Origin of the sequence: Limnohabitans sp. (assembly GCF_040400975.1) — a bacterium.
Taxonomy (GTDB): Bacteria; Pseudomonadota; Gammaproteobacteria; order Burkholderiales; family Burkholderiaceae_C; genus Limnohabitans_A.
In genome coordinates this window covers 1-26,590 of the sequence record NZ_JBBAPF010000005.1, presented here as the reverse complement: position 1 = coordinate 26,590, position 26,590 = coordinate 1, and the positions used below count along the sequence as shown (strand labels likewise).

25 protein-coding genes and 1 pseudogene are annotated in these 26,590 nt (G+C 58.4%); 10 read left to right on the top strand and 16 right to left on the bottom strand.

Features of this window, described 5'->3' with window-relative positions; all coding sequences use genetic code 11:
- Positions 1-4: 4 nt before the first annotated feature.
- Genes ABWQ00_RS04985 through hemC form a run of 3 tightly spaced genes read right to left on the bottom strand, consistent with a single transcriptional unit; the run spans position 5 to position 2,840 of the window.
- The gene (locus tag ABWQ00_RS04985) at positions 5-1,063 is read right to left on the bottom strand and encodes a uroporphyrinogen-III C-methyltransferase (protein ID WP_353237574.1); all 1,059 of its coding nucleotides are present in this window, start codon (positions 1,061-1,063) and stop codon (positions 5-7) included.
- Positions 1,060-1,908, bottom strand: a complete 849-nt coding sequence (locus ABWQ00_RS04980; protein WP_353237573.1) for a uroporphyrinogen-III synthase — start codon at positions 1,906-1,908, stop codon at positions 1,060-1,062. Before ABWQ00_RS04980 ends, ABWQ00_RS04985 begins: the two co-directional genes overlap by 4 nt.
- Positions 1,909-1,922: 14 nt before the next feature.
- Positions 1,923-2,840: a hydroxymethylbilane synthase gene (hemC, locus tag ABWQ00_RS04975; RefSeq protein ID WP_353237572.1), complete on the bottom strand. Its 918-nt coding sequence runs from the start codon at positions 2,838-2,840 to the stop codon at positions 1,923-1,925.
- Positions 2,841-2,975: 135 nt separating this feature from the next.
- Between hemC and ppc the strand changes: the two genes are divergently transcribed.
- A complete protein-coding gene (ppc, locus tag ABWQ00_RS04970; protein ID WP_353237571.1) occupies positions 2,976-5,828 on the top strand; it encodes a phosphoenolpyruvate carboxylase in 2,853 nt (950 codons plus the stop codon).
- A gap of 304 nt (positions 5,829-6,132) precedes the next feature.
- On the opposite strand, the gene ABWQ00_RS04965 is transcribed toward ppc, so the two are convergent.
- Positions 6,133-7,926, bottom strand: coding sequence for an SNIPE associated domain-containing protein (locus ABWQ00_RS04965; RefSeq protein ID WP_353237570.1), 1,794 nt, complete (start codon positions 7,924-7,926; stop codon positions 6,133-6,135).
- Between the two features lie 73 nt (positions 7,927-7,999).
- On the opposite strand from ABWQ00_RS04965, the pseudogene ABWQ00_RS04960 reads away from it, so the two are divergent.
- Both ABWQ00_RS04960 and argH read left to right on the top strand, forming a co-directional pair.
- Positions 8,000-8,122 (top strand): annotated as a pseudogene (locus ABWQ00_RS04960) (phosphoenolpyruvate carboxylase); the annotation flags it as partial.
- A gap of 48 nt (positions 8,123-8,170) precedes the next feature.
- Positions 8,171-9,619, top strand: coding sequence for an argininosuccinate lyase (argH, locus tag ABWQ00_RS04955; protein ID WP_353237568.1), 1,449 nt, complete (start codon positions 8,171-8,173; stop codon positions 9,617-9,619).
- A gap of 43 nt (positions 9,620-9,662) precedes the next feature.
- Here argH and ABWQ00_RS04950 read toward each other — a convergent pair whose 3' ends face one another.
- Complete coding sequence (locus tag ABWQ00_RS04950; RefSeq protein WP_353237567.1) at positions 9,663-10,391, bottom strand: SOS response-associated peptidase family protein; 729 nt, start codon at positions 10,389-10,391, stop codon at positions 9,663-9,665.
- Between the two features lie 61 nt (positions 10,392-10,452).
- Here ABWQ00_RS04950 and ABWQ00_RS04945 point away from each other — a divergent pair, with 61 nt between their 5' ends.
- From ABWQ00_RS04945 to ABWQ00_RS04930, 4 genes are all read left to right on the top strand, one after another.
- Positions 10,453-10,983 carry a pseudouridine synthase gene (locus tag ABWQ00_RS04945; protein WP_353237566.1) on the top strand — a complete coding sequence of 177 codons (531 nt, stop codon included), beginning with the start codon at positions 10,453-10,455 and terminating at the stop codon, positions 10,981-10,983.
- Between the two features lie 89 nt (positions 10,984-11,072).
- Entirely contained in the window at positions 11,073-11,711 is a 639-nt protein-coding gene (locus ABWQ00_RS04940) for a nitroreductase family protein (protein ID WP_353237565.1), read from the top strand.
- A 115-nt stretch (positions 11,712-11,826) separates the two neighbouring features.
- Positions 11,827-11,967 (top strand): hypothetical protein, encoded by a 141-nt coding sequence (locus tag ABWQ00_RS04935; protein ID WP_291916922.1) that lies wholly within the window; start codon positions 11,827-11,829, stop codon positions 11,965-11,967.
- 50 nt (positions 11,968-12,017) lie between these two features.
- A complete protein-coding gene (locus tag ABWQ00_RS04930) occupies positions 12,018-12,716 on the top strand; it encodes an RluA family pseudouridine synthase (protein WP_353237564.1) in 699 nt (232 codons plus the stop codon).
- 4 nt (positions 12,717-12,720) lie between these two features.
- Here ABWQ00_RS04930 and ABWQ00_RS04925 read toward each other — a convergent pair whose 3' ends face one another.
- Positions 12,721-13,620 (bottom strand): DMT family transporter, encoded by a 900-nt coding sequence (locus tag ABWQ00_RS04925; protein WP_353237563.1) that lies wholly within the window; start codon positions 13,618-13,620, stop codon positions 12,721-12,723.
- A 148-nt stretch (positions 13,621-13,768) separates the two neighbouring features.
- On the opposite strand from ABWQ00_RS04925, the gene ABWQ00_RS04920 reads away from it, so the two are divergent.
- Positions 13,769-14,059: a 2Fe-2S iron-sulfur cluster-binding protein gene (locus tag ABWQ00_RS04920; RefSeq protein WP_353237562.1), complete on the top strand. Its 291-nt coding sequence runs from the start codon at positions 13,769-13,771 to the stop codon at positions 14,057-14,059.
- Positions 14,060-14,091: 32 nt separating this feature from the next.
- On the opposite strand, the gene ntrC is transcribed toward ABWQ00_RS04920, so the two are convergent.
- The 6 genes from ntrC to ABWQ00_RS04890 all read right to left on the bottom strand — a co-directional run bounded on the left by ntrC (position 14,092) and on the right by ABWQ00_RS04890 (position 20,848).
- Complete coding sequence (gene ntrC / locus ABWQ00_RS04915) at positions 14,092-15,597, bottom strand: nitrogen regulation protein NR(I) (RefSeq protein WP_353237561.1); 1,506 nt, start codon at positions 15,595-15,597, stop codon at positions 14,092-14,094.
- 35 nt (positions 15,598-15,632) lie between these two features.
- Positions 15,633-16,694, bottom strand: a complete 1,062-nt coding sequence (gene glnL / locus ABWQ00_RS04910) for a nitrogen regulation protein NR(II) (protein WP_353237560.1) — start codon at positions 16,692-16,694, stop codon at positions 15,633-15,635.
- The gene (locus ABWQ00_RS04905; protein WP_353237559.1) at positions 16,691-17,248 is read right to left on the bottom strand and encodes a hypothetical protein; all 558 of its coding nucleotides are present in this window, start codon (positions 17,246-17,248) and stop codon (positions 16,691-16,693) included. Before ABWQ00_RS04905 ends, glnL begins: the two co-directional genes overlap by 4 nt.
- 120 nt (positions 17,249-17,368) lie before the next feature.
- The gene (glnA, locus tag ABWQ00_RS04900) at positions 17,369-18,784 is read right to left on the bottom strand and encodes a type I glutamate--ammonia ligase (RefSeq protein WP_353237558.1); all 1,416 of its coding nucleotides are present in this window, start codon (positions 18,782-18,784) and stop codon (positions 17,369-17,371) included.
- A 273-nt stretch (positions 18,785-19,057) separates the two neighbouring features.
- The gene (locus tag ABWQ00_RS04895; RefSeq protein ID WP_353237557.1) at positions 19,058-19,873 is read right to left on the bottom strand and encodes a competence/damage-inducible protein A; all 816 of its coding nucleotides are present in this window, start codon (positions 19,871-19,873) and stop codon (positions 19,058-19,060) included.
- Between the two features lie 36 nt (positions 19,874-19,909).
- Positions 19,910-20,848, bottom strand: a complete 939-nt coding sequence (locus ABWQ00_RS04890) for an EI24 domain-containing protein (protein WP_353237556.1) — start codon at positions 20,846-20,848, stop codon at positions 19,910-19,912.
- 110 nt (positions 20,849-20,958) lie between these two features.
- Between ABWQ00_RS04890 and ABWQ00_RS04885 the strand changes: the two genes are divergently transcribed.
- A complete protein-coding gene (locus tag ABWQ00_RS04885) occupies positions 20,959-21,783 on the top strand; it encodes an alpha/beta fold hydrolase (protein ID WP_502908078.1) in 825 nt (274 codons plus the stop codon).
- Here the strand turns inward: ABWQ00_RS04885 and ABWQ00_RS04880 are convergent.
- The gene (locus tag ABWQ00_RS04880; protein WP_353237665.1) at positions 21,773-22,492 is read right to left on the bottom strand and encodes a pseudouridine synthase; all 720 of its coding nucleotides are present in this window, start codon (positions 22,490-22,492) and stop codon (positions 21,773-21,775) included. The two genes, ABWQ00_RS04885 and ABWQ00_RS04880, sit on opposite strands and share 11 nt — an antisense overlap.
- Before the next feature lie 74 nt (positions 22,493-22,566).
- Here ABWQ00_RS04880 and ABWQ00_RS04875 point away from each other — a divergent pair, with 74 nt between their 5' ends.
- Positions 22,567-22,902 carry a hypothetical protein gene (locus ABWQ00_RS04875; RefSeq protein ID WP_353237554.1) on the top strand — a complete coding sequence of 112 codons (336 nt, stop codon included), beginning with the start codon at positions 22,567-22,569 and terminating at the stop codon, positions 22,900-22,902.
- A gap of 46 nt (positions 22,903-22,948) precedes the next feature.
- Here ABWQ00_RS04875 and ABWQ00_RS04870 read toward each other — a convergent pair whose 3' ends face one another.
- From ABWQ00_RS04870 to ABWQ00_RS04860, 3 genes are all read right to left on the bottom strand, one after another.
- Positions 22,949-23,935 carry a tripartite tricarboxylate transporter substrate-binding protein gene (locus tag ABWQ00_RS04870; protein WP_353237553.1) on the bottom strand — a complete coding sequence of 329 codons (987 nt, stop codon included), beginning with the start codon at positions 23,933-23,935 and terminating at the stop codon, positions 22,949-22,951.
- 148 nt (positions 23,936-24,083) lie between these two features.
- Positions 24,084-26,123, bottom strand: a complete 2,040-nt coding sequence (locus ABWQ00_RS04865; RefSeq protein WP_353237552.1) for a spermidine synthase — start codon at positions 26,121-26,123, stop codon at positions 24,084-24,086.
- 248 nt (positions 26,124-26,371) lie between these two features.
- Positions 26,372-26,542 carry a hypothetical protein gene (locus tag ABWQ00_RS04860; protein WP_353237551.1) on the bottom strand — a complete coding sequence of 57 codons (171 nt, stop codon included), beginning with the start codon at positions 26,540-26,542 and terminating at the stop codon, positions 26,372-26,374.
- Positions 26,543-26,590: the final 48 nt, after the last annotated feature.

Sequence of the window (26,590 nt, the reverse complement as noted above, 5' to 3'; positions counted from 1 at the left end):
TGATTTACCTTGCAGCCGCAGCCGCGCTGAGGGCCGTCAAAGAGGCCTCGATGCGGGGGACCTCGGCCGTTCGCACTTGTTCCGTGGTTTGCTCCAACAGCTGCAACAACTGGGTGGTGCGACGCGATTGCGGCTCGGCGTAACGCCGAACCAAAATGGCCGATGCATGGAGGTCAGCACGCACACCGTCTTTCTGACGCGCCAGCAGACCCAAGCGTGCATTGAGCAACTTGAGCTTGATGTTTTCGCGCACGAAAAAGGCTTGCTCTGGCGACAGCAAGGCGGCCTCTGGTGAGTCAATGCGACTGACCCGAAGCAAGCTCTTGAACTCATCCCCCATTCGGGTCAAACCGGCCATCCACCAAGATATGGGGGTGGCGTTGGCCAAGGGTTCGGGCTGTTGGCTCAGTCGGCTTTGCTGGGACGTGGCAGCGTTGGCCAGCACCAGGCCGTCGACCAAAACAACGCCTTCGTCGAGCTTGAGCATCAAACCCGGCAAGTCAAAGCCTGGCAGGCTGTTGATCCGCTCCAGATCTTTCTCCAAAGTGCGCGCCAGGGGCATCAACCGCGGCTGTACCGTGCGCTGCACCCGCTTTTGAGCCGACTGCAGCGCAGCGACCAAGGGTTCCGTGCTGCCGGTCATCAGCGCTTGCTGTTGGGCGATGCGCAAAGCCGATTCGATGTCGACCAACAAATTTTCATCGCGAGACCGCGACAGGCTCTGCATCAGGTCTTCCAATTGGGTGCGCTGCGAGGCCACCTCTGCTAAACGTGCCTCCAAGAGCGCGACTCTGGCCGCGCTGTCTTTCACGGTTTCTTGGGCTTGTTTGGCCCAAGTTTTGGCTTCCAAGGCCTGGACGCCAGAGTCGGCACTCTGACGGGCCAACTGCTCTTGAATCCGAGAAAGCTTTTGCCACAAGAAAACAGAGGACAACAAGGCCAGTAAGGCCAAAGTGCCCACCAAAAACAAGACCCACCAAGAGCGTTGCGCAGTGTTTGCGCCAGAAACGTGCGGCTCGCTGGCGGGCTGAGTATCTGGAAGGTCTGCTGAAGGGGGTGTCATGCCATGGATTTTATAGACTGCGCCTGAGCCTTGAGGCCTGCCGGCACCAAATCTACACACGACCAGCCCAATTGCTTCAATCGGAGGGCAATCCGCGGGTGGGTGACCAAGGCTTTGGCCCTGTCCAGATTCAAATCTGGGCAGGCCTGCAGCAAGTGCTGCGCTGCCTCTGAACTGCTGAACAACCACCGACTGCCGTCGCTCATGGCTTGTCTTGCACGGCTTTGTTGCGCCGCGCTCAGTTGGGGGGCACGGCGCACATACGCCACCGTCTGCAGCACCTGGATGCCGGCAGATGTCATCTGCAAAGCCAACCAGTCACGCCCAGCCAATTCGCCCTGTGCATCGGCACCGCGCACGATCAACACCACGGCTTGAGCCTGCACAGCGGTCTTAGCACCTGCCTTGTTCATGGCTTGGCTGGCACCGATCGCGCGTGGGGCGACCAAGGCCCACAAAGCTTCCGAGTCAAACTGCGGCGCGGTCTCGTCAGGAGAATCGATCAACTCGGCCGGCCAGCCCTCTGCCAGCAAAGCCGCCCGGGTACCTGGCCCCGTTGACCAAGCTCGGCATGCATGAATCGGCGAACCAAGCGGTCGCGCTGCCATGAAGTGACGCACGGCATTGGCACTGACGAACATCACCGCCAAATATCGGGGCACAGCTTGCCATGCGCTCGTCAAGGACGATGGGTCTTGCAAACCGGCAATTTCAATCAAGGGCAGCGATTCACTGGGCACGCCCAGGGCCTGCAAAGCATGGACCCATGCTTGCGCCTCACGCTCGGGGCGGGTGACGATCACCCGTGGGGCCTCTGCCGCGGCGTTCAAGGGCGCCAGCGCCATGTCAGCGCCCGGCCTCAATGCGCTCCGCCGGCGCGCAGAGCTTGCGCCACGCTCAGGCCCAGCGCCTCAGCGGCCTGCAGGCCATCGGTGCTGGCTTGCGCGTCGGCCGTGACCAAGGTGGTGCTGCCCTCTGGATCGCCCCAAGCCGCTTGCAACTTGAGTACACCGCCTTCGATGGTGGCGTGGGCGGCCAGAGGCATAGAGCAGCTGCCGCCCATGGCCCGGCTCACCGCCCGCTCGGCCGCCACGCGCCGCCAAGACGGCGCATCGGCCAGCTGGGCCAGCAGGGTACGCAGATCGGCCCGGTCGCTGCGGATCTCGATGCCCAAAGCACCCTGCCCTGCAGCGGGCAGCATGTGCTCTGTTTCAAAAATATGGCGAATCCGCTCAGACAGACCCAGGCGCTTGAGGCCCGCTGCCGCCAGCACAATGCCCGCGTACTGGCCTTCGTCGAGTTTGCGCAGGCGCGTGTCCAGGTTGCCGCGCAGGGGCTCGATCTTCAAATCAGGCCGCAAGGCCCGCAGCAACACCGTGCGGCGCAGGCTCGAGGTGCCCACCACCGCGCCAGGCGGCAAGTCTTCCAGTCGGGCGTATTGCGACGACACCCAAGCGTCACGGGGGTCTTCGCGCTCCATCACGCAGGCCAACTCAAAACCCTCGGGCATGTCCATGGGCACGTCTTTGAGCGAGTGCACCGCGATGTCCGCGTGGCCCTCTTGCAGCGCCACCTCCAGCTCCTTGACGAACAAGCCCTTGCCGCCCACTTTGGACAGGCTTCGGTCCAGGATCTGGTCGCCCTGGGTCGTCATGCCCAGCAACTTGACCGAGCAGCCCAGCCCCTCCAGCAAAGATTTGACATGTTCGGCCTGCCACAAAGCCAAACGGCTCTCACGGGTGGCGATGACGATAGAGGGTTGGGTGGTCTCGGTCACAGCGGGGTTCCTGAAAAAAAATTTGATCCCATCCGAATGAAATCAGTGGGTCATTTGTCTCTTCTGGCGATGCTAGCATAATGTCAAGGGAAATTGACACCCTGCAATACCCCAATCCCTATCCCCGAGCACACGATGAAACTGGCCGCCCCCGACACCGCCTTGCCCGACCTCGCCCCAACGCGCAGTACAACACGCGAAAAACGCGACAGCGAACGCCCTTTGGTCGAGGACATCCGCTTGCTGGGACGCATCTTGGGCGACGTGATCCGGGTGCAAGAAGGCCCCGAGGCTTACGAGCTGGTCGAGCAAATCCGCAAACTCTCGGTGGCTTTCAGGCGCGACGCCGACCACGAAGCCGACAAGGCCCTGAAAAAGCTGCTCAAAAGTCTGCCTGGTGACCGCGCCGTGAGCGTGATCCGTGCCTTCACCTACTTCAGCCACCTGGCCAACCTGGCAGAAGACCGCCACCACATCCGCCGCCGCGCCATCCACGAGCGGGCGGGCCACACCCAAGAAGGCAGCATCGACGTGGCGCTGCAGCGCCTGCGCTGGGCGGGCATCACGCCACGCAGCATCTCGGACATGCTGGCCACCAGCTATGTCTCGCCCGTGCTCACGGCCCACCCCACCGAAGTGCAACGCCAAAGCATCCTGGACGCCGAGCGCGACATCGCCCACCTATTGACCGAGCGCGACGCCATCAAAGCCCGCGCCGCTGCTGTGAACGCCGCCAAAGACGCGCTCAGCCCCAAAGAGCTGGCTGCCAACGAGCTGCAAATGCGCGCCCGCGTGATGCAGCTGTGGCAAACCCGTTTGCTGCGCTTGACCAAACTCACCGTGGCCGACGAGATCGAAAACGCGCTGAGCTATTACGAAGCCACGTTTTTGCGCGAAATTCCCAAGCTCTATGCCGAGTTGGAAGCGGCCCTGCCCGGACAGCCGATTGCCAGCTTTTTGCGCATGGGCCAATGGATTGGCGGCGACCGCGACGGCAACCCCAACGTGACCGCGCCCACGCTGGAACACGCCCTGACGCGCCAAAGCGATGTGGCCCTGCGCCACTACCTGACCGAGGTTCACTTTTTGGGCAGCGAGCTGTCGCTGTCGGCCATGCTGGTGCCCTTTGGCCCCGAGATGCTGGCCCTGGCCGAGCGCTCGCCGGACACCAATGAACACCGCCAGGACGAACCCTACCGCCGGGCCCTCACGGGCATCTACGCACGCCTGGCCGCCACCCTGAAAAAACTCACAGGCGGTGACGCCGCCCGCCACGCCGTGGCCCCGCAAAACCCCTATGCCAGCGCCGAAGAATTTCTGGCCGATTTGCGCGTCATCGAGACGTCATTGCGCAGCCACCACGCCGAAACCCTGGCCGCGCAGCGCCTGCACCCGCTGATCCGCGCAGTCGAGGTGTTTGGCTTCCATCTGGCCACGGTGGACCTGCGCCAAAGCTCGGACCAACACGAAGCCGTGGTGGCCGAACTGCTGACCACCGCACGCGTGGAAAAAAACTACCCCCAACTCGACGAACACGCCAAACAAGCGCTGCTGCTGGGCTTGTTGAACGACGCCCGCCCGCTGCGTGTGCCGGGGGCCGACTACTGCGCCCACACGGTGTCGGAGTTGGCCATTTTTGACACGGCGCAGCGCATGCTGCGCAGCTTCGGCAGGCAGGCGATCCGCCACTACATCATCAGCCACACCGAAAGCGTTAGTGACCTGCTGGAAGTGCTGCTGCTGCAAAAAGAAGTGGGCCTGCTGCGCGGCACGCTGGACGCGCAAGCGCACAACGACCTGATCGTGGTACCCCTGTTCGAGACGATTGAGGACCTGCGCAACGCCGCACCCATCATGCGCGACTTTTATGCCCTGCCTGGCGTGGCCGCGCTGATTGCACGCTCGGGCGGTGAGCAAGACATCATGCTGGGTTACTCCGACAGCAACAAGGACGGCGGCATCTTCACCAGCAACTGGGAGCTGTACCGCGCCGAAATCGCCTTGGTCGAGCTGTTTGACAAACTCAAGGGCAGCCACGGCATCACCTTGCGCATGTTCCACGGCAGAGGCGGCACCGTGGGCCGGGGCGGCGGCCCCAGCTACCAAGCCATCCTGGCCCAGCCGCCGGGCACCGTGCGCGGCCAGATTCGCCTGACCGAACAAGGCGAAATCATCGGCTCCAAATACGCCAACCCCGAAATCGGCCGCCGCAACCTCGAAACCCTGGTGGCTGCCACTTTGGAGGCCACGCTGCTGCAACCCACCAAGCCCGCCACCCGGGCCTTTCTCGACGCCGCGGCCGAACTGTCTGAGGCCAGCATGGCCGCCTACCGTTCGTTGGTCTACGAGACACCCGGCTTCACCGACTACTTTTTTGGGGCCACCCCGCTCAAGGAGCTGACCCAGCTGAACATCGGCTCGCGCCCTGCCTCGCGCAAGGCCTTGCAAAAAATCGAAGACCTGCGCGCCATCCCCTGGGGCTTCAGCTGGGGCCAATGCCGCCTGACCTTGCCCGGCTGGCTGGGCTTTGGCTCGGCGGTGGCCGCCTTTTTGGACAAGCCCGACGCCGCCGAGCGCAAAGCCGCGCTGGCCTTGCTGCAAAAAATGTACCGCCAATGGCCGTTTTTCCGCACCCTGCTGTCCAACATGGACATGGTGCTGGCCAAGAGCGACTTGGCACTGGCCTCCAGATACGCCGAACTGGTGGGCGACGCCCGCCTTCGCAAAAAAATCTTCACCGCCATCGAAGCCGAATGGCACCGCACGGCCGACGCGCTCACGCAAATCACGGGCGAGAAAAACCGCCTGGCCAGCAACCCGGCGCTCGCCCGCTCGATCCGCCACCGCTTCCCCTACATCGACCCGCTGCACCACCTGCAGGTCGAGCTGATCCGCCGCTACCGCGCTGGTCTGGCCGACGAACGCGTGCAGCGCGGGATTCACATCAGCATCAACGGCATCGCTGCGGGGCTGCGGAATACGGGCTGACTCAGAGATAAATTAGTGGGTCCTTCAACTCACTCTAGATGCCATCCACTCAGCGGCCTTGGATAGTTGCTGGGCTTGTTCTTTGGTCATTTCGCCAACCACGGCAATGTCTGCACTTCGACCATTTATCCAAAGACGGAAAAACAACTTCCCTGCATTTTCAAATAACTCAATTTCGTGTTTCAGATTTGGTTGAGCATGATCAACAATTAGAAAATCTTGATCAAAAAATGATGCGCCCCCATATTTAATCCTTTCATAAATTCACTTAAAGACCACTTCAAAAACAAGGTTCATACGCTATTTAGATGGCATGCAACTCCTCAGACTGAAGTGACATTTCCTCGGCTATTTCAAAAGCCTCTTGCTTGTTTAGCCAGTCACTCGCCATCGCAGGGTTTGTGATCAATCGTTGCTCAATAGCTAGACTTTCCCTGTATTCAGCAGCATCAGCGCTCATTGTCCAGGAAACATCAAGCCCACGCGCCTCTATCGATGCACGAAGCTCCGCGATACCAACTCGAAAAAATTCCTTACGTGGGTTTACTTTATTAACTTGTGAACGGACAAAGTTTTTATGCAACGCGTGCTCCAGTGCAGGAGCATCCTCACTCCAAATCATGGCGTGAACATCAAAACCAAATGGAACGCTGGCATCGCCCAATTCACGAACACGATCTAATGGTTCAAGCCGTCTAGTCATACCAACTTTATAAACACCATCCCCAAAAGAGCCGACATTCGAGATGATGTAAACGTGACCAGCTCTTGTTTGCTGGGCCATCGATAAAGCTCGTTGATTTTTTTCCTCAGCTAGACGCAAGCGCTCCTGCAAAGAACTCAATTCAGCTTCAAATTGCGCCTTCTGCTCATCGCTAGCTCTAGCAACTTGTAGACGAATTTTTTCCATAGCTTTTTGCAGATACTCTTCTTCTTTAGCGATGTCTTTCAAAGCCTTTTCAATTTCACGACGGGCACGCTCCTCCTCTCGCATCCGTTCACGAATAGATCTTTGCTGTTCCCGTTCACGCTCCTTTAAGACAATTACTGCCATTGCCCATCGCAACTCATCTAATCTAGACTGAAGAAATTCTTCTGTAATTCGAGCATTTCGAAATGCGCCCCCGTTGTTATTAACCAGCGCACATGCATCACGAATTTGTCGTTCAAGAGTCCCATGATTGTCGGACTTTGTTCTGGAAAGAATGGAGTCCACCTTTCCATTAAATGCATCCACAACAAAACGTATGGCAGTATTACGTCGACTTTGTTCAACGTAATCACATGTCGCAGCCCTTCCCGAATTAATCATAATTTGGGTTCGTTCGCGCGCTAATTTAAGCTCCTTACCCGCATCATCAAATGAATAGAGTTCGGCAAGTTCATCCAGCCAACTAAAAGTTGGCTTTAAGTATCGGTCACCATAGCCATCAATGAGATTGCGGATTGCAGTCGCAGTTTCTTGAAGTTGATCCACTTGCTTCAATGCCCTGTACGCATCACCTGCTACCTCTTCTGCACGAAGCTTTGCAGTCGCAATGATCTGGGTTGCCTGCTGATTCGCTTGGTCATGCAAAGACTGTATTCGCTCACGCCTTTCGCGAATTTCTAAACTCATCTGTGCTTTGATTTCATTCGCTTCATCAATTGCTTTTTGTTTGAGCACCTCCGCTTCCGAACGCAATTTATCAGCCTCAGCTTCAGCATCAAGAATGGGCCTGAAGCGTGCCAAACTTGCTACTTCACTTTTAAGCCGTTCCGCCTCAAGAGAAAAATTCTGACGTAGCACCAACTCACGGACAACCTGAGCTTTTGCATCTGAAAGCTCACGCTTCAGTGATTCTTGCTGCGCTGAATTGTTTGTCTGCAAGTCGGCAAGCTGGCGCTCAGTTTTTTCCACATACGCATCAAGGTTTACACGAACACTGGCAAGCAACTCTTGCATTTCTGCGGAATAAGCTTCGAATTTCGCATTTGCCGAAGCAAGAAGTTCATCATTCTTTTGTTTTTGAGTCTCCACTTTTTTAGCATAGCTTTGCCGCAATAACCAAAATGCAACCGCTACCACAAACCAAACAAACCAAACAAACCAATCCATGTTCACCCCAAATAAATTGAATTCTTAGGATATTACTTTACATGACAAATAAGCTCTAATTTGTTTATATAAGTTGGACCACCTGCAAGTCGAGCTGATCCGCCGCTACCGCGCTGGCCTGGCCGACGAACGCGTGCAGCGCGGGATTCACATCAGCATCAACGGGATTGCGGCGGGGCTGCGCAACACGGGCTAACCGTCAGTTTTTGGGGCGCGGCTGGCCGCCCGATAAAATCCCCCACCTATGACAAACCAACTCGACAAAAAATCCCAAGCTTGGTCCGCGCTCTTTTCTGAACCCATGAGCGAGTTGGTCAAGCGCTACACCGCCAGCGTGTTCTTTGACAAGCGCCTGTGGCAAGCCGACATCACCGGCAGTCTGGCCCACGCCGAGATGCTGGCCGCGCAAAACATCATTGGCGCCAGCGACCTGGCCGACATCCAGCGCGGCATGGCGCAGATCACGCAAGAGATCGAGTCCGGCGCTTTCGAGTGGAAGCTGGACCTGGAAGACGTGCACCTGAACATCGAAGCACGCCTGACCCAACTGGTGGGCGACGCGGGCAAGCGCCTGCACACCGGTCGCAGCCGCAACGACCAAGTGGCCACCGATGTGCGCCTGTGGTTGCGCGGCGAGATGGACCTGATCATCGACCTGCTGGTCGACCTGCAAAAGTCACTGGTCGATGTGGCCGAGCAAAACGTCGAGGTCATCCTGCCCGGCTTCACCCACCTGCAAGTGGCCCAGCCGGTGAGCTTTGCGCACCACCTGCTGGCTTATGTGGAAATGTTCAGCCGGGATGCCGAGCGCATGGTCGACGTGCGCCGCCGCACCAACCGCCTGCCGCTGGGCAGCGCCGCCTTGGCCGGCACGACCTACCCGCTGGACCGCGAACGCGTGGCCCGCACGCTGGGCATGGTCGATGAAGCGGGCAACCCGCAAGTCTGCCAAAACAGCCTGGACGGTGTGAGCGACCGCGACTTCGCCATCGAATTCACCGCAGCCGCCAGCCTGTGCATGGTGCACATCAGCCGCTTCTCAGAAGAGTTGATTTTGTGGATGAGCCAGAACTTTGGCTTTGTGCGCATCGCTGACCGCTTCACCACCGGTTCATCGATCATGCCGCAGAAGAAAAACCCCGACGTGCCCGAATTGGCGCGCGGCAAAACCGGGCGCGTGGTCGGCCACCTGATGGGCCTGATCACCCTGATGAAGGGCCAGCCCCTGGCCTACAACAAAGACAACCAAGAAGACAAAGAGCCGCTGTTCGACACGGTGGACACGCTCAAAGACACGCTGCGCATCTTCAGCGAAATGGTCGGCGGCCAGGTCAACCCTGCCACGGGCCAAAAAGAAGGCGGCATCACCGTCAACGCGGCGGCCATGGAAGCCGCCGTGAAAAAGGGCTACGCCACCGCCACCGATTTGGCCGACTACCTGGTAAAAAAAGGCCTGCCCTTCCGCGACGCGCACGAGGTGGTGGCCCACGCGGTCAAGACCGCGCAAGGCCTGGGCGTGGACTTGTCAGAGCTGCCGCTGGAAACCCTGCAAAAATTCGACAGCCGCATCGAAGCCGATGTGTTCGGCCCGCTCAGCCTGCAAGGGTCATTGAATGCCCGCAACACGCTTGGGGGCACGGCACCTGCGCAGGTGCGTTTGCAGATTGCAAGGCATCGGGCTCGCTTGGGCTGAGCCTGCACATCAGCGCGGAATGCGCTGAGCTGCCCCACACCGCTTATTTCTTTTGAACCGGATTGGCCAACAGCAAGTTGGCCGGGTAGGCCCGCATGAACTCGCGGGCTTTATCCAGCGGGGCGCTGAGCCAAGCACCATAGGCGCCCTCGTTCAGGATGGCAGGCATGCGTTTTTCGTTGCCGTTTTGGCCATAACGGTTCATCAAAGCGTGGCTGTTGGCATTCACCGTGAGCAGTGTGTAGCTGATGATGTCTTCATCGCCTTGGGTCCAGCGTTCCCACAGTCCCGCCACCCCCATCGGTTTGCCGTCCACCCGAGCGATGCGCGTGGGAACGGCTTTGCGGCTGCGCCAATCGTCTTCCAAAAATGCCTGCATCGGGATGATGCAACGCTGGCCTTTGAGCCAGGTTTCACGCGTGGCCGTGGCGGTGCTCATGTTTTCATAACGGGTCACGGCCAACTTGGTGGACCGCAGCTTGGCGTCAGACGCCGATTTGACCCAGGTGGGCACCAAACCAAACTGGCCTTGGGCCAGTTCCATCACCAGTGGGCTGGCGGGGGCTGAAATGGGAGCTACTCCCAGTTCAGACTCTGCGGGGGTTTCACTGGCTGGCTCCAGACCTTGTTCTGCCGCCACAAACGCTTTTCGGATGAAAAAACCCGGCTGGCGCGGCCAGACTTCTTTGCCCAGCAGGGCATCGGGCGGGGCGATACCAAAGGCCTCGGCATAGGGGTCCAAGCTTTTCAGGCCTTCGTATTGGGTGCTCATGCGGTCGATGCTAACCGACCTGATACGCTCAAGGCCTTGCCTTCTCCCTGATGACTTGCCCATGCTGATCCGATTCAACAAGCCCTATGGCGTGCTCAGCCAGTTCACTCCCGAGGGTCGTTGGCAGGGACTCAAAGACCACATCGACCTGCCGGGCGTTTATGTGGCAGGCCGCCTGGACGCCGACAGTGAAGGCCTGCTGCTGCTGACCGACGATGGACAGGAGCAAGCCCACATTTCCGATCCGCGCTTCAAGATGGAGAAGACCTATCTGGTGCAGGTGGAAGGCCTGGTGAGCGACGCAGCCCTGACCGCCTTGGCCCGGGGCGTGACGCTGAACGACGGCCCCACCCTGCCCGCCCGCGCACGCGCTGTTGAGCCGCCTGCCGACCTGTGGTCGCGCAACCCACCGATCCGCGAGCGTCAAAGCATTCCTACGACTTGGCTGGAGCTGTCCATCCGCGAGGGCCGAAACCGCCAAGTGCGGCGCATGACCGCAGCCGTGGGCTTGCCCACGCTGCGGCTGATCCGCACCGCCGTGGGGCCTTACACGCTGGATGGCCTGCCCACGGGGACTTGGCAACAAATCTGAGCCCTGCACAGTGGCTTGCGCCAACGCAAGACCGGTGCTCCGCGTCTTCCTGCACAATCGCGCATCTTTCAACCCCAAAGTGAACCCCCATGTCTGACTTGCTGAACAAACTCGAATGGCGCTACGCCTGCAAAAAAATGGACCCGACCAAGGTCGTGCCGCAAGACAAAGTGGACCGCATCGTCGAAGCCGCCCGCTTGGCCCCTACCTCCAGCGGTCTGCAGCCTTTCGAAATCTTCGTGGTGACCAACGCTGCCGTGCGCGAGCAGATCAAGCCCAAAGCCTGGGGCCAAGCCCAGATCACCGACGGCTCGCACCTGCTGGTGTTTGCCGCTTGGGACAACTACACGGCCGATCGCATCAACATGATGTTTGACCTGACCAACGCACAACGCGGCGGCACCAACGAAGGCTGGGAAAACTACCGCCAGATGTTGCTCAAGAACTACCCTGCCCGCACGCCCGAGGTGAACTACGAGCACGCCGCACGTCAGGCCTACATCGGCTTGGGCGCTGCCCTGATCGCTGCGGCTTTTGAAGAAGTGGACGCCACGCCCATGGAAGGTTTTGACCCGAAAGCCGTAGACGAAATTTTGGGCCTGAGCGCTCGCGGCCTGCGCAGCGTGGTCATCGTGCCCCTGGGTTACCGCGCGGCCGAAGGCGACTGGTTGGCCAACCTGAAAAAAGTGCGCCGCCCCACCGCCCAGTTTGTGACCGAAGTCAAATGATGGCCATGCCCGCTGAAAACGGGCAGTCTTGACACCCCCACAAAGCCGCAGATTCTGCAGCTTTGTGCTTTAACATCAAGCCTTCCCAAGTCGGGATGCAACCCAAGGAAACACCATGGCCAAAGGCGAACAACGCAGCAACAAAATGGCCAAGAAGCCAAAGAAGGACACCGCCCCCCCCAAGACCTTCACGTCCGACCGCCCGATGGCCCCGTCAACCTTTGTGGCGCCTCGCGGCAAGGTCAAAGACAAGTGATTTTTTTCGGCCGAACGGCCTTTTGACTGGGCCCGCTCGGCCCACCCTGCATGACCCCGATCCACGAAGACGAGCACCTGCTGGTGCTGGAAAAACCCAGCGGCTTGTTGTCGGTGCCCGGTCGCGGCCCGGACAAGCAGGACTGCCTCTCCAAACGGGTGCAGGATCGCTACCCCGAAGCCTTGATCGTTCACCGCTTGGACCAAGACACTTCGGGCCTGCTGCTCATGGCCCGAGGCATCGAAGCCCAGCGCCGCTTGAGCAAGTTGTTTGAAACGCGCCAAGTTAAAAAGCGCTACGTAGCGGTAGTGGCTGGTCAACCAGAGCAAACCCAAGCGGCCGAACTGCCCGACGAAGACGGCTGGCGCACCATCGATGGCCCGATCCTGCTGGACTGGGAGCGCCGCCCGCTGCACATCATCCATCCCGATGGCAAAGCCAGCCGCAGCCGTTGGCGCGTGCTGCAAAGCAGCCACAGCGACAATTTCAGCGCCAGCCTGATCGAGCTCGAACCCGTCACAGGCCGCACGCATCAGCTGCGCGTGCACATGCAAAGCATTGGCCACCCGATGCTGGGCGACTCGCTGTACGCCACACCCGACATCAAGGCGCTCAGCCCCCGCTTGCTGCTGCACGCGCAAGAGCTGGCCTTTGTGCACCCCTTCACCGAGCAAGCTTTGGCGTTCAAGGCCCCGGTCGAATGGTCTGCCCTATCGCCGTACTTGGCCGTTCATCACCCCCAGCCCTGAGCGATCAGGCCTGGGCTGCGCCCTTGATGCGGCCAGCCACCACACCACACAGCACCACCAGGCCCATGCCCGTGAAGGCCAGCGCGTCCGGGATGTGGTCAAACAGCCACCAGCCCATCACCGTCGAAAAGGCCACCCCGGTGTAGAGGAATGGCGAGACCGCCGAAGCCGGGGCTTTGGAAAAAGCCACGATCAATAGGTATTGGCCCAGTGTGGCGGCCAAGCCCACCAAGAGCAGCAGCCCCCATTCCTGCAGGCTTTGCGGCGTGACCCAGGCATTGAACACCAGCAGCGTGCTCACCGCCCAGCCCACCCAGCCGGTGTACAGCTGCATCACGGCCGGGTCTTCGGTGCGCGTCATGTGGCTGGTCACGGCCTGAAACACGGCATAAGTCAGCACCACCATGAGCGCCATCCAGCCGACCGTACTGTCGACCTGGCCACCCGGGCGGATGACCAGCAAGGCTCCGATCAACCCGCCCACCACCATGAACCAGCGCAGCGGCGAGACTTTTTCTTTCATGACAAAACGGGCCAAGGCTGTGAGCACCAAGGGCGTGAGCATGACCGTGGCGGTGAACTCGGCCACCGGCATGCGCTGCAAGCAATAAAAAGCCAGCAAGCTGCATGAGACCATGAGCAAGCCGCGCAGCAACTGCCAGTTCAGGCTGTGCGTGCGCCACATGGCCCGCCCCCGCACCGGGGCCAACACCATGGTGGTGCCCAAGGCCTGCACCGCGTAGCGGAACCACAGCACCATCACCGGGGACACGCTGAGCAAAACCCATTGGCTGGTGGCGTCGCTGAAGCTCAAACTGGCCATGGCCAGTACGGCAAAGACGATGCCGGGCCCCATCCAACGGGCTTGGGCAGATGGCGCTGGGCGGTGCGGTGGCTGGGTCAAGGGGTCATCCAAATGGGTACTGAGCGATCTTGGCACAGCAGACCGCCAACATCTGTCGCGTACGCCCAGCATGCCCAGCTCAAACATCCGGCACACCCAAGCGCCTTGAGACATGTGAAATGGGCCAGGGCCGCTAAAATCGGGAACCATGTCCCCTGAAATCCCTTTTTTCAATGCCCGCATCGCCCCAGACGGGGGCAGCTTTGACGCCTGGAAAACACAGAGTTTGCTCGACTCGATCGAACAAAGCGGCCTGCAGTGGCCGAGTTCTTGCCGATCGGGCACTTGCCGCACCTGCATTGGCCAACTTGTCTCCGGTCAGGTGCACTACGAGATGGAATGGCCTGGCCTCACAGCCGAAGAAAAAGCCGAGGGCTGCGTGTTGCCTTGTGTGGCCAAGCCCCTGAGCGATGTGGTGTTGCAAGACCCGTTCGCCTGACCAGGCGCCATGGCCCGGGGACCGTTGGACGCTCAACCCTCGTCGATTCCGAGTTCCTGAATTTTGCGGGTGATGGTGTTGCGGCCAATGCCCAGCTTTTGGGCGGCTTCAATACGGCGACCCCGTGTGGTGGCCAAAGCCGCCTGAATCAAACTGGTCTCAAAACGGCGCGTCAGCGCATCCCATACATCGGTACGACCGGCATTCAACAAAGCCAAAGCCTCTTGCTCCAAACCCGTATCCCACACTGCCGCACCCGTGCTCGTACCACCCAAGGCGGCAGCATCCAAGCCAGCCACGGCAACAGAGGCCATGGCAACAGCAGGTTCATCCTGTACTGTTGGAGCAGAAGACCGCCATGCCCCCCCGAGCGCAGGTCCCGCATCCAAAACTTCAGGTGGCAAATCCTTGACTTCGATGAGCTGCGAAGGCGCCATCACGGTCAGCCAGTGGCAAATGTTTTCCAACTGACGCACATTACCGGGAAACTGAAAGTGACTCAAACGCTCCAGCGCAGCATCGTCCATGCGTTTGGGCTCCACGCCCAACTGCTGAGCACTGCGTTGCAAAAAGTAACGCGCCAAGACAGGCACGTCCTCGCGCCGTTCACGCAATGCGGGCAAACGCAGTCGAATGACATTAAGGCGGTGGTACAAGTCTTCGCGAAACACCCCTTCTTTGACGCGCTGCTCCAGATCTTGGTGCGTGGCAGCGATGACACGCACATTGGTTTTGACGGCGCTGTGGCCTCCCACGCGGTAGAAGTTGCCGTCCGACAGCACACGCAGCAAGCGCGTCTGCAAATCAAACGGCATGTCGCCGATCTCGTCCAGAAACAATGTGCCGCCATCGGCCTGCTCAAAACGCCCCCGGCGAGAAGCTTGCGCACCCGTGAACGCACCGCGCTCATGGCCAAACAATTCGCTCTCCAGCAAGTCTTTGGGAATGGCCGCTGTGTTGATGGCCACAAAAGGCTGATTGGCCCGCGGCGAGTGTTTGTGCAGGGCATGCGCCACCAGCTCTTTGCCCGAACCCGACTCACCCGTGATCAGCACCGTGACATGGCTTTGCGCCAAACGGCCGATGCCACGGAACACATCCTGCATGGCCGGCGCTTGGCCCAGCATCTCGGGCGCGTCGGCCATCTTTTCTTCGGCCACATCTTCACGCTGGCTCTCGCCTACGGCACGGCGGATCAGCTCAATCGCCTTGGGCAAATCAAACGGCTTGGGCAGGTACTCAAACGCGCCGCTGGAAAAAGCCGACACGGCGCTGTCCAGATCGGAGAACGCGGTCATGATGATGACCGGCAAGCCAGGCATGCGCTGCTTGATGGCGGCGAGCAAATCCAGACCCGAACCGCCCGGCATGCGGATATCACTGACCAACACCTGCGGCCCTTCACTTTCGGCCTCCAAGGCTTTCATCACCTCTCGCGGGTTGGTGAAGCTGCGGGTGGGCAGTCCCTCACGCAAAAGTGCTTTTTCAAGCACAAAGCGAATGGATTGGTCATCGTCTACGATCCAAATTGGCTTCATCAACGTAACGCTTTCAGTGTTCACAAGCAGGTGCTTTAAGGCAACGGAATCAATATTTTGAAATCCGTCCGGCCGGGCTCGCTGTCACACTCGATCATGCCGTGATGCTGCTGGACAAAAGTTTGCGCCAACGTCAGCCCCAGGCCAGATCCACCTTCGCGACCCGATATCAACGGGAAGAAAATGCGGTCCTTGATCGAGTCTGGAACACCAGGCCCGTTGTCCATCACATGCAATTCCAATGCCAGGCGGTAACGCTGCTTGCCAAATGTGACTTGCCTCAGGATTCGGGTCTTGAGCGTGATCAGTCCATCGCCGTGAGCGATACGCTCTTGCAGGGCCTGCGCCGCGTTGTGGGCGATGTTCAGCACCGCCTGAATCAGCTGTTCACAGTCGCCACGAAACTCTGGAATAGAAATGTCGTAGTCGCGCACCACCTTCAGTCCCCTGGGGAACTCGGCCAATATCAGGGCACGCACACGCTCGCAAACTTCGTGGATATTCACATCACCGACGACATGCGGCCTGCGGTGTGGCGCCAGCAAACGGTCTACCAAAGTTTGCAGGCGGTCGGCCTCGTGAATGATCACCTGGGTGTACTCCGTCAACTCCTTGTTGTCCAGCTCCATCTCCAGCAACTGGGCAGACCCCCGAATCCCCCCCAAGGGGTTTTTGATCTCGTGGGCCAAATTGCGGATCAGCTCTTTGTTGGCCTGCGCTTGGTCCAGCAGCCGCTCCTCGCGTTCTTGCCGTGTTTGCTGCTCCACCGGCAGCAGCTCCACGATCACTTCATCGGGCTCATCTGTCGCGGCCACGATCACGTGCACGGGCCAAGCATCATCATGGTTCAAACGCCGCAACTGGGCCTCATAACGCAAGGCCGCAAACTCATTCGACTGGGCCCCCACCAAAGCGGACATGAGCGGCTGGGGATCGAGAAAAAAATCGGGCAGGTGCATGTCGTACAAGGTACGGCGTGACATGCCCAAAGCGTCCTCCAAGGCCGCATTGACAAAACGGATCTGCCCTTGGCCTTGCATCACCGCCACGGGGGTGGCCAACAAGTCAAAGGCTTGAAAGCGGGCGGTTTTGTTCATGGCGCGCGGGTGCTGGCCACCACGGGACGGCGGTCAAGCTCACGTTGCAAACTGTCAATGTCGCGTTGCGTGCGCTCGATGGAGGCCTTGAGAGCAGACACGCGGTCCAGGTACCTTTGGTGGTGACGGCTCTCAGAGGCCCATTTCACTGGTTCCCCATCGTTGTACTCCTGCACCAAGACGGTGAGTTGCTGGCGCGCTTTCTCCAACTCCTGACCCACGATGGTGCGGGCGTGCAGGTCACGCTCGGCTTGTTGTGGCTGCGCAGTACGCGGTGTCTCTGGGCTGGTGCGCGTTTCGGTGACCGAGGCGCTGGGAGCAGATGCAGCCGCGCGAGGGGGTGAAGGCCGCGTTCCGGTGATGACCGTCACGGCCTGAGCAGCCATGCGTTCGCATTGGCGAACATCACGCGGGGCATTGGTGTACTCGTGACCGCAACGGTAAATCGCCTCTTGAGCCCATGCACACATGCTGACAGCGCCAGACACACTCAAGCCCAGCGCCACCAGCTGGCGCATGTTGAATTCGAGATGAAAACGTCGAAGTTTGAGCATGATTGGACTCCTGTGCCAACGGGCCGTACCACCATCAAAACCACATTGAACCAGAAAAAAAGGACGGCCGAAGCCGTCCTTTGCGCCTATTGCACGGACGTGCAAAGGGACATCTCCCCATCAGAGCGAGTAGTACATGTCGTACTCAACCGGCGACACTTCCACGCGGCTGCGGTTCACTTCTTGCATCTTCAGGTCAATGTAGGCATCGATCCACGAGTCGGTGAACACGCCGCCCTTGGTCAGGAAAGCGCGGTCGGCGTTGAGGGCGTCCAAAGCTTGGTCCAAGCTGGAGCAAACGGTGGGGACCAACTTGTCTTCTTCTGGAGGCAAGTGGTACAGGTCCTTTGTCGCTGCTTCGCCGGGGTGAATCTTGTTTTCGATACCGTCCAAGCCCGCCATCAACAAGGCCGCAAAGCCCAGATACGGGTTGCACAATGGATCGGGGAAGCGCGCTTCCACGCGGCGGGCCTTGTCAGACGCGACGTTGGGGATGCGGATCGAAGCCGAGCGGTTCTTGGCCGAGTAAGCCAACTTGACCGGCGCTTCGTAGTGAGGGACCAGACGCTTGTAGCTGTTGGTCCCAGGGTTGGTGATCGCGTTCAGGGCACGGGCGTGCTTGATGATGCCGCCGATGTAGAACAAAGCGAACTCAGACAAACCGGCATAGCCATTGCCAGCGAACAGGTTCTTGCCGTCTTTCCAGATGGACTGGTGCACGTGCATGCCGGAACCGTTGTCACCAGCGTAAGGCTTGGGCATGAACGTCGCGGTTTTGCCGTAAGCATTGGCCACGTTGTGGATCACGTACTTTTGCAGCAAAGTCCAGTCAGCGCGCTCGACCAATGTGGAGAACTTGGTGCCGATTTCGCACTGGCCAGCGCCTGCCACTTCGTGGTGGTGCACTTCGACCGGGATGCCCACGGACTCGAGAATCAGCGACATCTCGCTGCGCATATCGTGTGTGCTGTCGACCGGAGGCACAGGGAAGTAGCCACCCTTGACGCGGTTGCGGTGGCCTTTGTTGCCGCCGTCCATCTTGGTGCCGCTGTTCCATGGGGCTTCGGCTTCGTCGATGGCGTAGAACGTGTTGTTTGGCTCGGTGCTCCAACGCACTTCGTCAAACAAGAAGAACTCTGGCTCGGGACCGAAGTAGGCGGTGTCGCCCAGGCCGGATTGCTTGAGGTAAGTCTCGGCGCGCTTGGCGATCGAACGTGGGTCACGCTCATAGGCTTTACCGTCTGTGGGCTCGATCACGTCGCAGATCAACACCAGGGTCACCTCTTCGAAGAAGGGGTCGATGATGGCGCTGTTGGCGTCAGGAATCAGCAACATGTCCGAAGCCTCAATGCCTTTCCAGCCTGCAATCGAAGAACCGTCAAAAGCTTGACCGTCTTCGAACTTGCTTTCGTCAAACTGGGAAACAGGCACCGTGATGTGCTGCCACTTGCCACGGGTATCGGTGAAACGGAAATCAACGAACTTGACTTCGTTGTCTTTCACCATGCTCATCACATCTGCGACGGTCTTGGCCATCAAATTCTCCTGGATAGAAAAGGGTTGTAAAGTTTACGTACGGGTATTGCAGTTTTTGTGCCAACTTGACTCAATCGACCGCATCAAACGACCCGTGATTGTGCCCTGAGCACGCCCCGTTCAGGGTCTGCGCTGCAGAAAAAAGCGCGGGTATCGCCACCGTTTGCACCCGTGCGCACTTCAGATTGAGGCTCAAAAGCCAATTGCCTGCCTGGCCACCCCTAACATTGCACCAATAAAGTGCATTAGAGCTCTATTATGGTGCAAATGATATCAGCGCACCAATTCGGGGCCGTATTGCAGGGAAAAAGTCATCAAGCCTTGCCGCAGGTCCAAATACGCCAGTTCTGCCGCATCGGGTGGACCCTTCACGCCCAATTCAATATGGCGCCCCCACTGAGGGTGGTCCACGCTGGGCAAACTGAACACTTTGACTTGGGGGTGCGCCTCCTCAATGCCCTCCATCAGAGGAGTCAAAGTGGCCTCCATCGCACCCAAGATGATCACCGACCTTTCAACGTACGCATTCAAGCGGAAATGGGCGCTGTACTGGGAGTCCAGCACCGATTCGATCATGGGCCACGCCATGACAGGAAAACCAGGCACGAAATGAACGCGGCCTCCGGCAGCACCTTGGCAACTGAAACCAGGAATTTTGTTGTAAGGGTTGCGAATGATGGTCGCCCCTCGCGGAAACACACCCATATTGAGACGGTGGATGTTGTCGGCTCGCTCTGGCTCATAGGCGACGCCCTGCTCTTTGGCGGTATCCTGCATGCGCTCTTGAATCAATGCCTTGGCTTCTGGATGCAATGCCAATGGCAGGTTCAGCGCCCGGCCTGCGCATTGGCGGGTGTGGTCATCCGGGGTCGCACCAATACCCCCGCAGCTGAAGACGACGTCCTGCGATTCGAAGGCCCGCTTCAGTGTCGCAATGATGCGATCGGGATTGTCACCAATGTATTCAGCCCAGCTCAGACTCAAGCCGCGGGCGGTCATCAACTCGATGACTTTGGGCAAATGTTTGTCCTGGCGCTTGCCGGACATGATTTCGTCGCCAATGATGATCAGTCCAAAGTGAGGTGTCATGGTGCTGGGTCAGGTCAGAAGAAGGAGAACAAAGGGTCAAGAGCCACGCCGAGGATCGACATCGGTCACATCGGTTTTAGGGGTGCTGCTCAGCCCTTGCGAGACACCGACGGACAAACGGGCATCAGCGTGCGGCGAGACAGGCTGCTCAGGAAAAATTTCACCGTCATAGGCTTGCGGCGCCTCCAGGCGCATGTCCTGCAAGGCACTCAAGGCGTAATGTGCAAACCACAAAGATGCAAACGCAAAAACCAGGGTGTAAATCCAGATCGCCAAAGGCACCAAAATCACAAAAGCAGCGACAAACAAGGCACCAGAGGCCCAAACCAAGCTGGGCGCTGCGCCCATCATGCCGGTGATCACGCCCATGCCCAAAAGGCTCAAACGGTGACGCGACAACAGGGTTTGCCGCTCTGAGGTGCTGGCAAACTCGGCCAAAACATCAAAGGTCATGATGCGGTAAGTGAGCCAACCCCAAATCAAGGCGGGGAGCAACATGGCCAAAGGCGGCACCAACCACATGGGCAAGGTGATCAACAAGGCCCCCAAAGCCAACAAGACCGACCACAAGGTCCACCCCAAACCCGCCAGCAAACTTCCGCCATGCTTGAGCTCAAGTCCGGAAAACCGCCTTTGGGCGACCATGCGAGCCAAGGCCGGCGTCATCAGCCAAGAAACCAACACCAGACAAACGACCACCACCACCGGGGTGATGAGAAAAATGACCACCAAGGGCGCCACGACCGCTTTCAAATCAGGCAAGCCCACGCCTTCCAACCAGCGCCACACGACGTCCAGCCAACTGGAGGCATCCAAGCCCGTGCGCACCAGAGCGATGGCGTCATCCCAGTACAAGTAGCCCAGCAACCAAGACAGGGCGACCATCAAAACCAAAGGCAACAGCGACAGGCCGATGACACGGGGATGAAGGCAATATGCGCCAGCACGCCAAAACGAATCGATCAACAACTTCATGCCTCAAAGCTTAACAGCTGACAACAGCCGACCGCGGTGCGGGTACTTCACCGCCCACTTTGAAACGCCTTCAAAATAGCGCGTCAACTCTGAATTTGAAAGCCCTTCCAATGCTTTTGCCCGTGAGCGAAAAAACAGACGTGTTCGGCATCCAGCTGGAGACCCAGTTCATCCCAGCGCCAGCGGGCCAAGAACACCCTGTTCTGGTTTTTTTGCACGAAGGCCTCGGCAGTGTGCGCATGTGGCGCGACTGGCCACAACTCCTTTGTCAACAACTCGGCTGCGCGGGCTTGGTCTATTCTCGGCAAGGCTATGGCCTATCCGATGCCGTGGCCGATGTACGAGGGCCCGCCCAGCAAAGCCCGGACGATCACATTCGAAGCGGCTGTCTCCAGCCAGACTACATGCACCGCGAGGCCCAGCTGGTCTTGCCCGAATTGCTTAACCGTTGGGGTATTCAAAGACCGGTTCTGATCGGCCACTCGGATGGCGGCACCATTGCCTTGCTCCACGCAGCCCATCGCGATGTCCACGCTTGCATTGTGATGGCGCCCCATGTCATGGTGGAGGACATGTCAATTCAGGCCATCCAATTGGCCCGCGAAGCGTTTGAAAAGGGCTCTTTGCGCCAACACCTCAAGCCTTTTCATGCAGACGTGGACTGCGCCTTTTGGCAATGGAACGATGTCTGGTTGAGCGAGGGCTTTCTCAGCTTTGACATTCGAGACACATTGACCACAGTCAGCGCGCCGTTGTTGGCCATACAAGGCGTGGATGACCCCTATGGCAGCATGGCGCAAATTGACGACATTGCCCGCCAAGCCCCACAGACCCAACTGCTCAAACTGGCAGGCTGCGGTCACTCTCCCCATAGAGACCAGCCCTTGGTGGTGAGTCAAGCCATCGAGGGCTTCTTGAAAAACCTCAGGGTTTGAGCAAAGCCAAATCTTGCTCAGTGAGCCAGCGCCATTGACCAGGCGCCAAGTCGCTCAAAACCAAGCCGCCAATTTGAGACCGATGCAGGCCTTCCACACGGTTGCCCACAGCCGCCAACATGCGTTTGACCTGGTGGTACTTGCCTTCGGTCAAGGTCAACCTGAGGTGCAGCTCGCTGACCGCCTCGCAAGCGGCCGCTTTGACAGCTATTGGATCGTCATCGAGCACCACACCCGTCAAAAGCCGGTCGACCATCTCAGCGGTGATGGGGTGCTTGGTCGTGACCTCGTACACCTTGGGCACGTGGTGTTTGGGGGAACTCATCTTGTGGATGAACTTGCCGTCGTCGGTCAGCAGCAAAAGTCCCGTGGTGTCTTGGTCCAGCCGCCCTACCGCTTGGACCCCTTGGACCGCAGCTTTTTGGGGGCGTTGGCGCAAAGGGGGTGGCAGCAAGGTGTAAATGCTTGGCCAAGTTGATGGCTTTTGTGAACACTCGGTCCCTGCAGGTTTGTTCAGCATCAAATAGGCCTGCGCAGCAAACGGCCAGTCATCCCCCTGCACCATGAAACGCAGCCCCTCGAGATCAAAGAACTCGCCCGCATCGACCACGGTCTGGCCATGAACCTGCACATGCCCCTGCTGGATCAGACCAGCACAGACACGGCGGGTGCCAAAGCCCTGACTGAACAAAATGTCCTCCAAGCGCATGGGTTTAAGAGTTGGAACTTTCATGGGGCATGATTGTCGCTTCGAAAACACCTTCAACCCAGAGCCTTTTGAAGATGACCCAGAACTCAAGCCCGCTGGACGCCATGACGCAAGCCCTTTGGCAGTGCGAGCAAGGCGACACAAGCACTGCACAAATGATCCGAATTTGGCGCCATGAAGCAAACCAGTTGAATTTGCCGCAGCGCTTCGGCGATGTGCTCAATGGGCAGCTCGACCGCATGGAGTCGAGTGCCTTGTTCAGCGAAGAAAGTTGCTCATTCAGCCAAAAAGACCAACTGGCTGCTTTGAGGCTTTGGCTTGAAAAAGCAAGCGAACAACTTATTCGGCAGCAAGCCGTGGACCATGCTCAGGCGCAAGGCTCTGGCGGTGACGAAAAAAAGGGCGCCTGACTCAGGCGCCCCTTGATTGGGCAGAACCCAAACCGAAGCCCAAAAATCAGGAATCGGCGCGGAAACCCAGAGCCCTGACCAAGCGGCCAGAGAACTCGGTGTCAGCCTTCATGCGTTCAGCAAACTGCTCTTGCGTGGTGGGCGTGACTTGGACAGCCAAAGGTGCCACGGCTTCGGCCACATCGGGCTGAGTCAATGCGGCGCGCAGCAAATTAGAGGCTCGGTCACGCACCGCGGCAGGGGCCGTGGCGGGCAAGAAAAAGCCAAACCATTCGCGCATGACCAGTTCATCAAAGCCCTGCTCTCTGTAGGTGGCCACGTTGGGGACAAAAGTGGACCGATTGGGGCCCGACGTGGCCAAAATGCGTGCACGGCCATTGGCATGGTGCTGAATCCAGTCGCCCAGCGGGGACGACATCGATGTGATTTGACCACCCAGCAGCTGCGGCACGCCAGGGCCAGAACCTGCAAAGGGCACATTCAAAGATTGGATGTCGGCAATTTGTGCAAAACGCCCCGCCAACAAATGCGGCATGGAGCCAGCGCCCGGGTTGCCCACCGTGGCTTTGCCGGGGTTGGCTTTGGCCCAAGCCACGTACTGGCGCAAATTGGTCACTTCAGCAGGTACTGCTGGGCCCACCACGAAGGCATGGTCGGTGGCGTGACCAATGCTGATGGGTGCCACATCGGCCTGGGAATAAGGCAACTTGGAATAAGAGTGGGGGTACACCGTCAACATGGAGGCCGGCGTGTACAACATGGTGGCACCGTCGCCAGCTGCGGCTTTCAAGGTAGACACACCAATTTGGCCACCCGCCCCTGGGCGGTTCTCAATGATGATGTTGGTGGCATAAACACCACGCAGCTTCTCACCAATGCGACGCGCGAATGCATCGGTGGTGCCCCCCGGTGGAAAGCCCACCACAATCCTCAAAGTCTCTGGGATGGCTTGCGCAAAGGCAGGCAAGTGCCCCAAGCCCAAAGCAGCAACAGCACTGGCGCCCTGAATAAGGGCTTGACGACGAGTTTTCATGTTTGACTCCTGGTTTTTGATGTTGAGGGTGAAAACCGATCCATGGTAAGCGAGCCAGTTCGATCAACCAAGTGGAATCAAGGCGAATCCTTACATTTCATAAGCATTTGATGCAAAAATAAAACACAAGGATTCGGCCTCTAAGCCCTCATTTGGCAATGGGAGCAATGCTGCTGAATTGGTCGGTCCACAATCTCAAACCGGGCTGGTCTTGAGGTTCATGCCTCAAGAAGCGACCCGCAGCATCCCGCACCTCGCGGTTCACCGATGGGTAGGCTTTCAGGTACGCCTGATCCTGCGTCATGATGAAGTGCAAGTTTCTGCGGATATTGCGAACCTCATCGGCGGCTTGAGATTTGTGCCGAAACGCCATCCCCAAGTGCTCTGACTGCGCCTTCACGACAGGGTAGAGGTTGAGATAGGCATTGGTGATGTTGATGGCAATGTAGCCATCAGGCTTGAGGTGATCGCGGTAAATCTGAAAAGCTTCCCGTGTCAGCAGATGGATGGGCACCGATCCACCGGTGAACGCATCCAACACAATCACGTCATAAAGCTTGTCTTTGGGCAACTGCTCCATGCGCAGCCGCGCATCGCCCAGCAAAATATTTTGCTCACGCGCTTTGCAAGACGACAGGTTGTCAAACCATTCTTGTGCAAACCGAACGGCAGCCGGATTGATCTCGTAAAAATCGTAAGCATCGGCTTCACGGGCAAAATTGGCCAAGGTTCCGGCGCCCAAACCGATGAGCGCCACCGACAGATTCGGCTTTTGCGACATGGCCCACAACAAGGTTTCGCCTATGCCGCTGTCGCGTGCATAGTAAGTGGTCGGCACATGGCGAAGTGACTCCGACAAAAACTGCTGACCGTGGGTCACATTGCCGCTGAAAAACACCCTGTCGTTGCGCTCGGGCTCGTTCAAAAATCGGCGTTCCTTGACCGAAACTGTGCCGTAAAAATTCCTGTCTTGGTCCAACAGCACTTCTGTGCGGTCCGCTTTGCGGACCTCGCGCCAAGACCACGGGTTTTGCATGGCCACCAACAAAGCCACCATAGCAATGGCCGTGAACACCCCCACCAGACGCCCCGCCAAGGCAGGACGCTTTGAATCTGAACGGAACAACACGTGGCAGGCCAACAAGGCCACCAAAATCAATGCCATCAACCACTCGTGGTAGTCATCAAACCATTGGGTTGCCGCCAAGGTGACGAACAAACCACCGAAAGCGCCACCCACAGACATGCACAGGTAAAACTCAGTCAAGCGACGCGTGTCCACGGGCCTGCGGCGATAGAGTTCACCATGGCACAACATGCACACCACAAAGAGCAGGGCGAAATGCGACCAACGCACTTCGTTGACGCCATAGTCCCACTCAATGCCCAACCAACGCGGAATGTCACTCATACCCGCAGTGACCAGCAGCAATACCAAGGTCAAGAAGGCAAATAACTTGGGGCGGTACCAACGGGGGTGGTCAAAAGTCAGGATGAAAGTGACCAAGTACAGGCCCAGAGTGGAGATCCACAAACGGGGCTCTGGCGCCACGTCATGGCTGATTTGATCGGTGGCCGCAATGAAAACCAGTGATGCCAATGCGGGCAAAGCCACCCATAAAAAACGCTGTGCGAAAGACGTTTGGGCTGGATGTCCAAGGTCTTCTGCGGTCACGGTCGCTGAAGACTCTGGGCCACCCCCATGGGTAGCACCAATCTGCGCTTTGTTTTGCCACGCCCCCAACGCGACCGGCAAACACAAAAGGGCAAACACCCAAAAACCAGCGGTCCAAAGCTGCCCCATCTCCTGTTGCTCCAGCCAAGGCTCGAGCACATAAGGGAAAGACAACAGGGCCAAGAATGAACCCACATTGGACAAGGCATACAAGCGAAAAACAGAAGAAGCATGCGCCGTACTGGTGAACCAATGCTGGACCAAAGGCCCGGTGGTGGCCAAACAAAAATAGGGCAAACCCACACTCGCGCCCAAGATCAACAAAACCTGAAAGACCGGCGAGTCGGGTGACTCGGGTCGCAGTTCAGTACCGGGCAAAACCCTGGAGGCCAACAGGGCCGCCACGGCCAACAAAACCACATGGATCCGTGCCTGTGTTTGGCGAGACTGCAGCTTGGCCAATGCATGCGCATACAGGTAACCCAAGCACAACAAGGTCTGAAAAAACAGCATGGCTGTTGTCCAAACAGCAGGACTGCCACCAAACCACGGCAAGATTTGTTTGCTCAGCAGCGGTTGGACCTGAAACAACAAAAAAGCACTCGTGAAAATCGTGAGTGCAAATGGCAGAAAACTCCAAGGATTGGGGGGGGTCGCGATGCTTTGATTCATGATCCAGGGCAAAAGAAATGTGATTCGTCTAATGGGTAAAAAAGGCGGGAATCATGAAGACACAAAACCTCAATGCCATGCGCACGGTCTCACCCATGGATGTTCGGCAGCGTTTTAAAGCCGCCAGTTAAGTCATGGGCAATTGAGTTGAACGGCGCAGATTCTACAAGTTGAAACCACCGATTCAGGCTCAGCGATTGAATGGAAAACCCTTTATTTGAAAAATCTTTTGATACAGGGTTTCCATTGATGGTTGGCATTCCCCCAAATCTCTAGACACTTTTCATAGCGCAGTTTGACGTTGGCGC